The sequence below is a fragment of the Deinococcus deserti VCD115 genome (assembly GCF_000020685.1).
In the GTDB taxonomy this organism is placed as follows: Bacteria; Deinococcota; Deinococci; order Deinococcales; family Deinococcaceae; genus Deinococcus; species Deinococcus deserti.
In genome coordinates this window covers 1,463,180-1,475,509 of the sequence record NC_012526.1, presented here as the reverse complement: position 1 = coordinate 1,475,509, position 12,330 = coordinate 1,463,180, and the positions used below count along the sequence as shown (strand labels likewise).

The following is a 12,330-nucleotide window of genomic DNA, read 5'->3' as shown; positions in this document are numbered from 1 at the left end:
CATTCGGTGGCTTTCGGCAAGCCTCGGACCATCGTTCCACATTTGTGGCATGCAACCCCTGAATGGGTGGCTATGGTGAGACAGGAGAAATTATGAAGAGACCCTCAAGTCCAGCCACCCTTCTGCTGTTGCTTCCTCTCACTCTGGCCAGCTGTGGCCTTTTTGAATCAAAGGTACCCGAGGACCGGACCTTTCAGGATCAGAAACTCAACTGGCAGGCCTGCGATCCCACCATCCTGGGGGAAGACGAGACCGAACTGTTCAAGGCCCTGGGCGACCGTCTGGTCTGTGCTGACATGCAAGTCCCAGTGAACTGGGAAGCGCCATCTGCCGGCAAGGCCAGCGTTTCCCTGATCCGCCTCAAGGCTGCCAACGCCGACCAGCGTCAGGGTGCGATTTTCTTCAATCCTGGAGGCCCCGGCGGTGACGGTCTGGGGTTTGCTCCCTGGTTCGGCTTTGCCTGGGGGAAGGCAGATACCAACACCCCGGTGGGCGCCAACCTGAAAAAGATGACTGAACAGTTCGACCTGGTGGGCTTCTCGCCTCGCGGCGTGGGCGCCAGTTCCCGCCTGTACTGCGGCAGCAACGAGCTGGCCCCGGTTGTTCGCTCGCCGGCCAGTGACCGCAGTGAGCAGAACGTGTCGGCCATGATCCGGGTGGGTCAACTGGTAGCCAGCGCATGTCAGAAAAACCCGCTGACCCCGTTCATCAATACGGACGCCACCGCGCGCGACCTGGACCTGGCCCGCGAGCTTCTTGGGGATAAGAAACTCAACTACATCGGGTACTCCTACGGCACATGGCTGGGCTCGTGGTACGCCAAGCGGTTCCCAAAGACCACCGGACGCATGCTGCTGGATGCCAACATGCCTTTCCACGCCACCATGCAGGCCGCGTTCGAAGCTGACCCCATGACCTTCCAGCGTGACTTCCGCGAGGTCGTGGTGCCTTACCTGACGCGTCTCCAAGACCTGTTCGGATTGGGCAAAACCCCTGAGCAGGTGTACGCGAAGTACGCCACTCTTGGTGAACCCATCAAGAACGTACTTGGCAGCACCACCGCCAGCCTGCTGTACAGTCGCGACGAATACCCCACAATCGGTGTGCTGCTCAAAGTCGCCAGCGTAGTGGACCGTCTGATCAAGGCCAGCCCGCATGCGGGGATGGAAGTGTGGCTGGCTCAGGCAGCCCAGGCCACCTACTTCCCGAATCAGGAATTGAACGACCTGTCCCGCTCGCTGGCTGTCCAGCTGCTGTACTACCGCGAAAGCCTGGCCATGCAGACGCCTGCTCCTGTGGTGCTCACAGAGGGCAGCGCCACCAACACGGCAGTGATCTGCAACGACACGGCCTGGAACCAGGATCTGGGCTACTGGCGCAGCGTGGATAACCGCGACGCCGTCGAGTCGCCGCTTATCGGGGGTTCGTTTGTATCGCTTCCCTGCCTGTACTGGAAGGGCGGACCTACTGTGAAGAAGCCCGAGGTGCCGGCAGATATGCCTCCTGTCCTGCTGCTGCAAAACGAGTACGACCCGGCCACCCCGAAAGAAGGTGCTCTGGCGGCCCTCAAGGCCACCCCGAACGCCCGCATGATCATGATCGACGACGAGCCGCAGCATGCTGCTTTCCCATATGACACGGACTGTGTGGACCTGCCGGTCACCCGCTACTTCCTCACCGGAGAGCTGCCTGGCGCTGAGCTCACCGCCTGCTCGGCCAAGCCGCTGCCGTACGAAGCCCAGGTCTATCCTGTGGGTGAGAAATTCACCACCGGCAGCCTGAGCAAGCAGTCCCTCCGGGCACAGGCTGTGAAAGATGCTCAGGGCCTGCAGGCCCTGGCGCGCAACCGTCAGACCATTGCGCAGCAGAGTGCCGCCCTGCACGGCGTCAGCAGTACGCTGGACCTCGATGCGCTGAACAACTATTTCCGAAAGTAAAATCTGCATGACAATGCACCCCTCCTGGCTGTTCAGGGAGGGGTGTTCCTGTGTTTTCGCTGTTTTTGAAGGGAGAATGACGAAGTCGGCACCCGTTCCATTCAAAGGTGGGAGAACGCGCTGGTCATCATGACCAGTCCCGGCTGTAGGGCACCTGCTCGTTTCGTGTCAGAACCGCAGTTCAAGCCCCAGGCCAGCCCCGAATGCTCCGGATGTATTCGCGCGGGCAAAGGCGCGCCAGCCGGCTGGTCCAGCCAGTCGTCCACGCAAGCCGGCTTCGGCAAATGCAGCCAGAGCAGCTGGCTGTGACGCTGTGGATGTACGGTATTCACCGCCCAGCGTACCGAAAGCGTCCACCCGTGTCAGGGGCAGATTCAGGTCCCTCACAGTAAGGCCGGCGGCGAGGCGGCTTGGGCCCGCAGTGCTCCAGGCCCGCTCTGCACTTGCTTCCACGCCCAATGTGCCTACAAATGGCACGGGCACAACGGCCACGCCTGCATGGACGCCATAGCCAGAAGTAGAGGCATTGACGCCGGCCCAGGCTACAGCGGCCTGGGCCCCACCGGAACCAAGAGCGAGAAGAACCAAAACGATGCGTTTCACGGCGCGCAGTGTACGCAAGCGCGGTGAGAATTTCAGCCGTTGAGGCGAACGTCACCCACCTGGGCCAGCATACGGAAGGTCTGGAACAGGTGCCAGGCGTTGGGGCTCTCCCAGCCGACCGTGACCGCCGAGGTCCGCGTCACTCCCGGAACGCGCTCGCACTGGTCGGCCCGTGCCTGATGGTCAAACCCCAGCTCGCACACAGCTGGCCAGTGGGTGGTGTAGGGCCTGGCTTCCCCGGCAGTCCGGACAGCCCGCTCAGCACCGTCGCGGATCCGGCGCTGCGCTTCCCGCGGGTGCAGGTGAATCGCCGAGAAGGAGCTGAGTCCTTCCTTGACCGGTACGGTCACCACCTGGGAACCCAGTTCCGCCGTGATCTCACGCATGGCGATGTCGTCACCGGAGGCGAAAACCACCGGGACACCGTAGTGTCCGGCCAGCAGGGCATTGATGCCGTACTCTCCGGTCTCAATGCCGTTGAAGCGGACACTGCGTACATAGCCGTTCCAGGTGTGGGCCAGAGGCGCGTGGATGCTGCCGGCCCTGGCGTGGTAGCCCACGAACAGCAGGGCCGCCACATCCGGCTCCTGGACGCCCTGCACCATGCTCAGCGGCTTATCGTTGCCGGTGGTGTACCTGACCTCATCCGGCAGGAGATCAGGAAGCAGGTTCCGCATGCCGTCGTGGCTGTCGTTGACCAGCACATCCGTGGCTCCGGCGGCCAGGGCACCCAGAGCGGCGGCGGCAGCCTCGCGGGTCATACGCTCGCGCGCTGATTGATATTCGGTGCTGTTGACCAGCCCGCCGAACTCGGGTGGACTGACCTGAACCCAGCTCGAGACGCCGCACACGCCCTCCATGTCCACGCTGATCACCACTTTCATCCGCCCAGCCTACCTGCTGCGCTGCATTCATGCGTGCTACCGTGACCTGTTATGAGCCGAGTCGCCCTGAAATCTGCCCGTGAAATAGAGCTGATGCGCCGTGCGGGGGCGCTGGTGGCGGAGACCTTCAGAATCCTTGAGCCCTATGTGAAGCCCGGGGTGACCCTGGGTGAGCTTGACCGGATCGCTGAGGAGCACATCCGCAAAGCCGGCGCTGTACCCGCGTATCTGGGCTATGGCCCCAAAAGCAATCCCTTCCCTGCAACCATCTGCGCCAGCATCAACGAGGTGATCTGCCACGGGATTCCCGGCGCGCAGGAACTCAAGGAAGGCGACATCATCGGTGTGGATATCGGGGTGCTGATGAACGGAGTGTACGGGGACGCCTGCACGACGTACATGGTGGGCGAGGTCGGCACCGAGGTCCAGCGGCTGGTCGAAACGACCCGGCAGTGCCTGGATGCGGGTCTGGCCGAATGCAAACCCGGTGGCCGCACCGGAAATATCGGTCACGCGATCCAGTCACTGGCAGAAAGCCGCGGATTCGGCGTGGTCCGCGAATATACCGGGCACGGAATCGGCAAGCGCCTGCACGAGGAACCCACGATCTACCACTGGGGGGCGCGGCACACCGGACTGAAGCTGCAGCCGGGAATGGTATTCACAGTCGAACCCATGATCAACCTGGGCACCCCGGAAACGAGGCTGCTGCCAGACGGCTGGACCGTGATTACGGCCGACCGCAAGCCCAGTGCTCAGTTCGAGCACACCATCGCCATTACGCCCAAAGGCCACGAAATTCTTACGCTATAAGCCACAGATGCCGGATTAGAGCAGTTTGGATGGGCCGCGGATAGGTACTCCGAGACGGATGCGGGCAAGTTAATGCAGTGCATGGAGCACGGTGCGGATCTGCCGGGCAGCTTCTGTGTCCGGGCCGGTATGAGCGCTCTCACTGCGCCTGCATCAAGTCAACTGAACCCAGGCATCTTCACATGCAGGTTCTCCAGATTGTCTTCATCTGCAGTCCAATTGTGGGTCGCGCAGCACCCGGCACGATCCGTGGCTCCTACTGTTCAGAATGCACTTCAACGTTATCCGGCGTGGGCAGGGAAAGCCGCTCCTGCTGATTCATGGACTCGGAAGCAGCTGGCGCTCATGGGAGCCGGTACTGCCCGCACTAAGTGCCCAGCGGGAAATTGTCGCAATAGATCTGCCGGGGTTCGGACATACACCGCCGCTGCCCGGTCAGGCTACGTTTGCGAGGCTCGCTGACGCGGTTGAAGAGTTCCTACGCCAGGAAAATCTGGTCGGTACAGACGCAGTCGGCAGTTCAATGGGAGCGCGGCTGGTCCTGGAACTGGCCCGGCGGGGAGTCCTGGGCGCGGTGGTGTCACTCGACCCTGGCGGCTTCTGGCGCGGTTGGGAGAAAGCGTTTTTCTACCAGACAGTGAAGCTCTCAGTGGATCTGATCCGGTTGTTACAGCCGGTCATGCCTGCGCTGACCGGCAGTGCCGTTGGGCGGACCGTGCTGTTCGCTCAGTTCTCGTCGCATCCCTGGACGCTTGGAGGGCAACTGAGCCTCACAGAAATGCGCTCTTTCGCGGCTTCCCCTTCGATTGATGCGGTTCTGCGTGATCTGGTTGAAGGCCCTACACAGCAAGGGATCGCGCCTGGGCAGCTTACAAAGCCTCTGGTGATTGGCTGGGGCCGACACGACCGCGTTTGTCTTCCCCGACAGGCACGCCGGGCGGTCGCCCTGTTTCCTGATGCCCGCCTCCGCTGGTTCGAGCACAGTGGCCACTTTCCACAGTGGGACATGCCCAAGGAGACAGCGGAGCTGATTCTTGCGGCGACCCGCTAGGTCGTCCTGGCTGGAAAAAGAGCCCATATATCATGGGACATCTGCGCAGCTTTCTCTGGTGGTCACAAAAAAATGAATATTCTGCAGGGCATGGGGCAGAATGAACAAGGCTTGATACCGTCACCAGATTCTTAGCCCGCCCCAACTTCAATCGAACTGGTTGACAGGCCGGGCGGCGTCCAGCCACCCATTGTCCCTCAGAAATCCGCGGAATTGATCCAGCAGGGTGTGCGCATCTGGGCGGTCAGCCTCAGGCAGCGTACGCACCCAGGCGTCTCCAGTCAGGCGGGTATACGCCAGAAGAGGAGAAGTTCCACCGAGGTACTCATCCAGTGCCATGAGGGTCGCTTCAGCTTGCGCCTGCTGCGTGTCCGCCAGGCCTCTAACGAAAGCCTGGACCGCTGGAGCCAGCATCAGAGGCCGGTTCGAAGAAGACAGACGAGGGGCTGCGCTCATGTCGCCAAGGATCATCTCCGGCTGTCAGCTGACGTTGATCACGCTGTCAGCCGCAGGTCAGGCAAGCCTCATTACGCTTTCAACAGAACCAGCCCTGCTAGAATCCCAAGGTGAATTCGGGCCCGGACCTTCCCCCTTCTGATCTACTGAGCCAGCTCAACGATACCCAGGCGCAGGCGGCCGACCATTTTACGGGGCCGGCCCTGGTGATCGCCGGTGCCGGGAGCGGCAAGACACGCACGCTGGTGTACCGCATTGCCCACCTGATCCAGCACTACGGCGTAGACCCAGGCGAGATTCTCGCTGTGACCTTTACCAACAAGGCCGCGGCCGAGATGCGCGAACGCGCCCAACACCTGGTCGAAGGCGCCGACCGATTGTGGATGAGTACCTTCCACTCTGCGGGCGTGCGTATTCTGCGTGCCTACGGGGAGCACATCGGGCTCAAGCGCGGCTTTGTCATCTATGACGACGATGACCAGAGTGACATCCTCAAGGAAGTCATGGGCAGTATTCCCGGCATTGGACCCGAGACCAGTCCGCGGGTGCTGCGCGGCATTATTGACCGCGCCAAGAGCAACCTGATTACCCCTGGGGATCTGGGCCGCAGCGGCGAGCCGTACATCAGCGGTCTGCCCCGTGAGGTGGCTGCCGAGGCCTACCGGCGTTACGAGGCCCGCAAGCGCAGCCAGAACGCCATCGACTTCGGGGACCTGATTACCGAGACCGTCCGGCTGTTTCACGAGGTTCCGGCCGTCCTGAACGCTGTTCAGAACCGCGCCCGTTTTATTCACGTGGACGAGTATCAGGATACCAATAAGGCGCAGTACGAACTGACCCGTCTGCTCGCCTCGCGCGACCGCAACCTGCTGGTGGTGGGTGATCCGGACCAGAGCATCTACAAGTTCCGTGGCGCGGACATTCAGAACATCCTTGACTTTCAGAAGGACTACCCTGACGCCAAGGTGTACATGCTGGAGCATAACTACCGCTCCAGCGCCAGAGTGCTGAACCTGGCCAACAAGCTCATCGAGAACAATACCGAGCGCCTCGACAAGACCCTCAAGCCGGTGAAGGAGGAAGGTCACCCGGTCATGTTTCACCGCGCCATGGATCACCGTGGCGAGGGCGAGTTTGTGGCCGAATGGTTGACCCGCATGCGAGGCGAAGGCCGCAAGTTCGCGGATATGGCGATCCTGTACCGCACGAACGCCCAGTCGCGTGTGATCGAAGAGTCGCTGCGCCGCGTGCAGATCCCGGCCAAGATTGTCGGTGGGGTGGGCTTCTATGACCGCCGCGAGATCCGCGACATCCTGGCCTATGCCCGGCTGGCGATCAACCCGTCCGACGACGTGGCGCTGCGGCGCATTATCGGGCGGCCCAAACGCGGCATTGGCGACACCGCGCTGGAAAAGCTGATGGAATGGGCCCGCCTGAACGAAACCAGCCTGCTCACAGCCTGTGCCAATGCCTCTGAGCGGAACATCCTGGACCGGGGCGCACAGAAGCCAGTCGATTTTGCTGAGCTGATGCAGGCCATGGCCGACGCCGCCGACAACTACGAGCCAGCCCCCTTTCTGCGTTACGTGATCGAGAACAGTGGGTACCTGGACCTGCTGCGCCAGGAAGGCCAGGAAGGTCAGGTTCGCATGGAGAACCTGGAGGAACTCGTCAACGCCGCTGAGGAATGGTCCCAGACCAACGAGGGCACCATCGCCGATTTCCTGGATGACGCTGCGCTGCTGTCGAGCGTGGACGATATGCGCACCCGTAAGGAAAATAAGGACGTGCCTGAGGACGCGGTCACCCTGATGACCCTGCACAACGCCAAGGGGCTGGAGTTTCCGGTGGTGTTTATCGTGGGCACGGAAGAAGGCCTGCTGCCCAGCAAGGGCGCCCTGGTCGAGGCTGGAGGCATTGAGGAGGAGCGGCGCCTGTTCTATGTTGGCATCACCCGCGCCATGGAACGGCTCTTCCTGACTGCCGCACAGAACCGCATGCAGTACGGCAAGACCAACGCCGCCGAGGACAGCCGCTTCCTTGAAGAAATCGAGGGCGGCTTCGAGACCATTGACCCGTACGGGCAGGTCATCGAGTACCGCGCGACCACCTGGAAGCAATACCGGCCCACGGTGCCCGCCGCGCCAAGTGCGGTGAAAAACACCAGCCCCATGACAGCCGGCATGGCCTACCGCGGCGGTGAGAAGGTCCGGCACCCCAAATTTGGTGAGGGGCAGGTGCTGGCGGTGGCAGGCACCGGCGAGAAGCAGGAAGTCACGGTGCACTTCGCTTCGGCGGGCACCAAGAAACTGATTGTCAAGTTCGCCAACCTCACACCCGCCTGAAGGTCGGTCCCGGTTCACTCAGTCCCGGTTGATCAGGTGCCTGATTTCACCCGGCGCCACATCCAGCAGGGCGCACGTAGCTGACGGGTACACGTTGCGGAAACGGACCACCTAAACGGGAAGCCATTCGGCCTGCACATCCGGGTTATCGGCCAGCTGAAAGGACCCGCCCGGCAGTTCCGTTGGAGCGTCCATCCGGTAATAGAAGCCGACCTCATGTTCGCGCCGGGGAGGAGCACCAAAAAAATTTTCCACCACACCCACGAGCTGCATGGGACCGGCAGCGAGGCCGGTTTCCTCCTGCCATTCGCGCGCTGCGGCCAGCCTCGTGTCTTCGCCGATCCCGGCTGCGCCCCCCGGCAGAAACCAGAAGTCATCGCCAGCGGTGCGGTTGACCAGCAGGTGACCGTCCCGGATACACAGGATCACGGCCCTGAGGCTGAATCTCACTCCATCGAGCATCATGCGGACGTCTTTCACCGCAGCAGTGTGTCAGACCAGGGTGGGCGGCGCGTCCGTCAAGTGGCCTGTGCGTCCAGTTCCGTGCGTACGCTGGCATCCGGGTCTTCTGCCAGTTGCGCACGCAGCGCAGGGGAGAGGTCGGCCCGGCCTGCCACCGCCAGCCTCACGCCATCGTCCGGGTCAGCGGCGAGTGCGGGAAGTGAATCTGGCGGCAACTGTGGGTGGCGGGCCGCAGCCCGCCGCACTCCGGCGTTGGAATCCAGCGCGAGCCGGGCAAGGGTCGCCGGGCTGACCCGCGCGGCATAGGCTGCTGCGCGGCGCACATCGGCACTCTCGTCCTCAGCCAGGCGCGAAAGCTGGTCAGCGTTCAGATCCGGGCGAACGGCCAGCAGCGTACGGATGGCCGGATCGTGGTCGGTGAGCAGCACGTCCAGCACCTCGGCTGAAAGTCCCTCCGCGCTGGCGACTTGCAGCCGGATGTCCTGTTCGGGGGAGCGGGCCAGCGCCAGTACCGCGCCGTCCGGCAGATCATTGCGCTCCAGCAGGGCGCGGCGTACTGTTTCGGACTCATCCTCGGCCAGCCGTTCGAGCAGCGCTGGGTCGGCGTCAGGCCGGCGAGCCAGCGCAGCGCGAACTTCCGGGTCGGCGTCGTGCTCGGCCCTGGCCAGCCACTCGGCAGGCACACTCCAGGCCTGCAGCGCCGCAGCCCGCACGACATCGCTTTCATGTGTGGCCAGCCAGCTGCGTACGTTGCGCGGCAGGTCAACCCGGCGGGCCAGGGTGGCCAGCACGTCGGCGTCGTCATCAGCCGCCAGGGTCAGCATGCAGTCCAGGGGCAGGTCCAGGCGCCGGGCCACGCTGGAGCGCACGAGACCGTGCAGGTCACTCGCCAGTTCACGAATCGCGTCACCGGGGAGGTCAGGGCGTAAGGCAACCGCCTTGCGAACGTCGTAATCGTCGTCAGCCGCCAGCTGCCTGACCAGTGCAGCCGAGAGTCCGGGGCGCCGGGCAACCGCTTCACGCACCTGCCAGCCGGCGTCCTGGGCCAGCGCCGTGATTCGTTCGTCGCTGAGGTCCGGGTGCCCAGCCAGAGCTGTACGGACGGTGTAATCTTCGTGCCGCAGGGCGCTGTCGAGGACCCACGCCGGCACACCCGGCAGCCCCAGCAGGGCCACCACACCCTCAGCCGGAAAGCTGCCGAGCAGACCCGGACGTGCCAACCGCATCAGGGGCAGTCCGGGGTTGTTCAATATCTCGGCCGGATAGTCAGCAGCCAGGAGGCCCAGGACATCCACTGGCGTATTGGGGTGGCGCGCCACCAACGCACGGACGCGCGAATCAGGATGCGCACTGAGACCCGAGAGGCTCTCCGCAGTCGCCCGGGGCGCAGAGGCAGCCTCGCGCGCCTCTTCGACGCTCAGGATCGTCAGCGTGCGGGGGTCCAGATCGGAAAACGTCATGAGGCAAATGATGGCAGATGACGGGCTGAACGACCCTTCGCCACGTTGCAGAACGCCGAACTACTCCTCGAGCCTCAGCACGTCTCCGAAGGGAAAGCCCTCGTCCTCCAGGCCGCCCGGAGGCACCACCCACAGGGTTGGGACCCGTGGAGCTTGTTCCGGGAAATCACCGTAGCCGTCGGTCAGGTAAATCAGCACATCCGGCTCGTGAGCGTCGAGCAACTCGAATATGGGCCGGAAGTCGGTGCCGCCGCCGCCCTCAGGATCAGGCACGGGGTCTCCGGCCCGCAGTTCATAGGGGCCGTAGGCCTGGGTGTCGGCGTAATAGAGGGTGGCTTTGACATGCGGATACGCGCCAAGCACCCCCTGCACCTCCGCCACCAGAGCGCGGACGGCCTCGTCATCCACGCTTCCGGACGTGTCCACGGCCACCAGGGCAGTCAGGGTCTCGTCGTCCAGGGCCTCGAGATACAACCCGCGTCCCACGAAGCGCCGGTCAAAACCCCCGAAGTCCACTGGGGTGCGTGCCAGGAAACGCCACAGCTGGGCGCGCCAGTCGAGCCGCGCGGGTGCCAGCCTCATCAGCTCGCGGTGCATGCCCAGTGGATCGTGACCATGCTCGCCGCTCATGGCCTCCACGCTGCGGGCCTGAGCCATCGCCTGCTGCCACTGCTTCGCCGGGCTGCTGCCTGGGCGGCCGTTCCGGGGCGGAACGTCACCGGGCGGGCCATCAAGCAGGTCGTCGCCGTCTGCTTCGCCTTCGCCCTCGTCCTGCGCCTCGCCCTCCATGGAGGTGTAGACCTCTTCCACACTGAGCTTTTCCAGGTGCTCGTCGCGCTGGAACTGCGGCGGGGTGGGCAGACCTGCCGCTGAGACCATGCCGTTGACGATCAGGTCTGCCGCGCGGTTCCACCGCTTCTTCTCGCGGGGGCCGCGCCGCTCGATGTGCGACAGCGCCGCATGCAGGACCTCATGCAGCAACAGGCTGTCGAGCACCTCCGGCGCCAGACTGGCAGCCACCTCCGGATTGACGTACACCCGCTCCCCGTCGGTGCCAGCTGCTGCCACCTCGTTCGAGGGGACAAATTCAGCGTGCAGCAGCAATGTGGCAAAGAATGCCGAGCGCCCCCGCAGCCGCAGCCGTGAGCCGGAGATCAGCCTCTGGAAGTCAGGCGTGGTGACATGTGGCCGGCTCATCGCTCAGCCCTCCGTGAGGGTCAGGGTCTGCTGCACCAGGTCGGCCAGCCGCGGGTCACGGCCCACCAGCTCCGCAAGGTCGGCCAGCTGACCGATAGCCTGGAACTTGCTGACCAGCGTCGCCACGTACAGCTGCAACCATTCCGGACCGGCACTGTCGGCCAGCCAGGTGAAAGCGTGAAAGGCCTCGTCAGCGGTCGCCGCGCGGGCGGCCAGTCCCACCACAGCGGCGTAGCGCACACTGGGTTCGTCGGGCAGGCGCAGGCCGGTGCCCCTGCCCTGCAGCACGTGGCCCAGGTCGGGAAGCTGCTCGTACAACCGCACGAAGGCGCTGAATTCTGCACCCGCGGCGTCACCAATGGCAGGCGAGGCGTCCAGACCGGCGCGGTGGAGCTGCGCGGCCATCTCCCACGCCCGGGGGCTGGGCCAGGCCGGCTGTGAAGGATCCAGACGGTGCAACAGTTCCGGGCGGAAGGTCAGAAAGGCAATGACATGCTCATGCAGCCCGCGGCTCAGGGCGTAGGCACGCCAGGCGTCAAAGTCTGCCCGCACGCTCAGGTGCAGGAAGCGGTTGGCCAGCGGCGCGGGCATGTCGAATACGCTGGCGCGGTCCTCCTTGCGGTTGCCGGCCGCCCAGACAAACCAGCCCTCAGGCAGTTCGTAGCTGCCGACCCGCCGGTCCAGGATCAGCTGCTGCGCCATGCCTTGCATGGTGGGCGGCGCCATATTGACCTCATCCAGAAACAGCACGCCGTGCCCGGCACGCGGCAGGAACTCCGGGGGGTACCACTTGCTTACGCCGCCGCCCTGCCCGTCAGCTTCCGGGACCGGCAGGCCCCGCAGGTCCGTCGGCGCCAGCTGAGAGAGGCGCACGTCGACGAACTCCAGGCCGTGCCGGGACGCCACCTGCGCCACCACACTGCTTTTGCCTACTCCTGGAGGCCCCCAGATCATGGTGGAGAGCTTCAGTTCCCCGCTGATCAGTGCGCTGAGGTAGGACTGCAGTTCGGTGGGCGTGAGACTCATGCTGGCAGGCTAGAGCATTTGAGTCCGGGCATGCGGGCCACTCTGTGGTATCTGTTGGTGACCGAAAACTGAGGCCCGGTTGTCACAGCGGTGTCT

11 protein-coding genes are annotated in these 12,330 nt (G+C 63.9%); 4 read left to right on the top strand and 7 right to left on the bottom strand.

The annotated features are described in order from the left end of the window. Window positions 1-92 precede the first annotated feature (92 nt). Window positions 93-1,937, top strand: coding sequence for an alpha/beta hydrolase (locus DEIDE_RS07000; RefSeq protein ID WP_012693249.1), 1,845 nt, complete (start codon window positions 93-95; stop codon window positions 1,935-1,937). A 168-nt stretch (window positions 1,938-2,105) separates the two neighbouring features. On the opposite strand, the gene DEIDE_RS06995 is transcribed toward DEIDE_RS07000, so the two are convergent. Both DEIDE_RS06995 and DEIDE_RS06990 read right to left on the bottom strand, forming a co-directional pair. After that, window positions 2,106-2,540: a hypothetical protein gene (locus DEIDE_RS06995; RefSeq protein ID WP_162485411.1), complete on the bottom strand. Its 435-nt coding sequence runs from the start codon at window positions 2,538-2,540 to the stop codon at window positions 2,106-2,108. Between the two features lie 32 nt (window positions 2,541-2,572). After that, the gene (locus DEIDE_RS06990) at window positions 2,573-3,424 is read right to left on the bottom strand and encodes a M55 family metallopeptidase (RefSeq protein WP_012693247.1); all 852 of its coding nucleotides are present in this window, start codon (window positions 3,422-3,424) and stop codon (window positions 2,573-2,575) included. Between the two features lie 51 nt (window positions 3,425-3,475). Here DEIDE_RS06990 and map point away from each other — a divergent pair, with 51 nt between their 5' ends. Together map and DEIDE_RS06980 are read left to right on the top strand one after the other, a co-directional pair. Beyond that, window positions 3,476-4,237: a type I methionyl aminopeptidase gene (gene map, locus DEIDE_RS06985; RefSeq protein WP_012693246.1), complete on the top strand. Its 762-nt coding sequence runs from the start codon at window positions 3,476-3,478 to the stop codon at window positions 4,235-4,237. A gap of 268 nt (window positions 4,238-4,505) precedes the next feature. Next, window positions 4,506-5,288 (top strand): alpha/beta fold hydrolase, encoded by a 783-nt coding sequence (locus DEIDE_RS06980; protein WP_012693245.1) that lies wholly within the window; start codon window positions 4,506-4,508, stop codon window positions 5,286-5,288. Window positions 5,289-5,435: 147 nt separating this feature from the next. Here the strand turns inward: DEIDE_RS06980 and DEIDE_RS06975 are convergent, their stop codons facing one another. Continuing rightward, complete coding sequence (locus tag DEIDE_RS06975) at window positions 5,436-5,744, bottom strand: hypothetical protein (protein WP_012693244.1); 309 nt, start codon at window positions 5,742-5,744, stop codon at window positions 5,436-5,438. A gap of 110 nt (window positions 5,745-5,854) precedes the next feature. Between DEIDE_RS06975 and DEIDE_RS06970 the strand changes: the two genes are divergently transcribed. After that, the gene (locus tag DEIDE_RS06970) at window positions 5,855-8,089 is read left to right on the top strand and encodes an ATP-dependent helicase (protein ID WP_012693243.1); all 2,235 of its coding nucleotides are present in this window, start codon (window positions 5,855-5,857) and stop codon (window positions 8,087-8,089) included. A gap of 111 nt (window positions 8,090-8,200) precedes the next feature. On the opposite strand, the gene DEIDE_RS06965 is transcribed toward DEIDE_RS06970, so the two are convergent. Genes DEIDE_RS06965 through DEIDE_RS06950 form a run of 4 tightly spaced genes read right to left on the bottom strand, consistent with a single transcriptional unit; the run spans window position 8,201 to window position 12,234 of the window. Next, window positions 8,201-8,569 (bottom strand): NUDIX hydrolase, encoded by a 369-nt coding sequence (locus DEIDE_RS06965; protein WP_242402881.1) that lies wholly within the window; start codon window positions 8,567-8,569, stop codon window positions 8,201-8,203. Window positions 8,570-8,607: 38 nt separating this feature from the next. Then, the gene (locus DEIDE_RS06960) at window positions 8,608-10,011 is read right to left on the bottom strand and encodes a hypothetical protein (protein WP_012693241.1); all 1,404 of its coding nucleotides are present in this window, start codon (window positions 10,009-10,011) and stop codon (window positions 8,608-8,610) included. Window positions 10,012-10,071: 60 nt separating this feature from the next. Then, window positions 10,072-11,208: a vWA domain-containing protein gene (locus DEIDE_RS06955; RefSeq protein WP_012693240.1), complete on the bottom strand. Its 1,137-nt coding sequence runs from the start codon at window positions 11,206-11,208 to the stop codon at window positions 10,072-10,074. Between the two features lie 3 nt (window positions 11,209-11,211). Continuing rightward, on the bottom strand, window positions 11,212-12,234 hold the full coding sequence (locus DEIDE_RS06950; protein WP_012693239.1) for an ATP-binding protein: 1,023 nt from the start codon (window positions 12,232-12,234) through the stop codon (window positions 11,212-11,214). Between the last annotated feature and the right edge of the window lie 96 nt (window positions 12,235-12,330).

Bases quoted from the DNA above. Each gene is read 5' to 3' on its own strand.
- DEIDE_RS07000 (WP_012693249.1), top strand. From the start codon at position 93: ATGAAGAGACCCTCAAGTCCAGCCACCCTTCTGCTGTTGCTTCCTCTC.
- DEIDE_RS06990 (WP_012693247.1), bottom strand. From the start codon at position 3,424: ATGAAAGTGGTGATCAGCGTGGACATGGAGGGCGTGTGCGGCGTCTCG.
- map (WP_012693246.1), top strand. From the start codon at position 3,476: ATGAGCCGAGTCGCCCTGAAATCTGCCCGTGAAATAGAGCTGATGCGC.
- DEIDE_RS06980 (WP_012693245.1), top strand. From the start codon at position 4,506: ATGCACTTCAACGTTATCCGGCGTGGGCAGGGAAAGCCGCTCCTGCTG.
- DEIDE_RS06975 (WP_012693244.1), bottom strand. From the start codon at position 5,744: ATGAGCGCAGCCCCTCGTCTGTCTTCTTCGAACCGGCCTCTGATGCTG.
- DEIDE_RS06960 (WP_012693241.1), bottom strand. From the start codon at position 10,011: ATGACGTTTTCCGATCTGGACCCCCGCACGCTGACGATCCTGAGCGTC.
- DEIDE_RS06955 (WP_012693240.1), bottom strand. From the start codon at position 11,208: ATGAGCCGGCCACATGTCACCACGCCTGACTTCCAGAGGCTGATCTCC.
- DEIDE_RS06950 (WP_012693239.1), bottom strand. From the start codon at position 12,234: ATGAGTCTCACGCCCACCGAACTGCAGTCCTACCTCAGCGCACTGATC.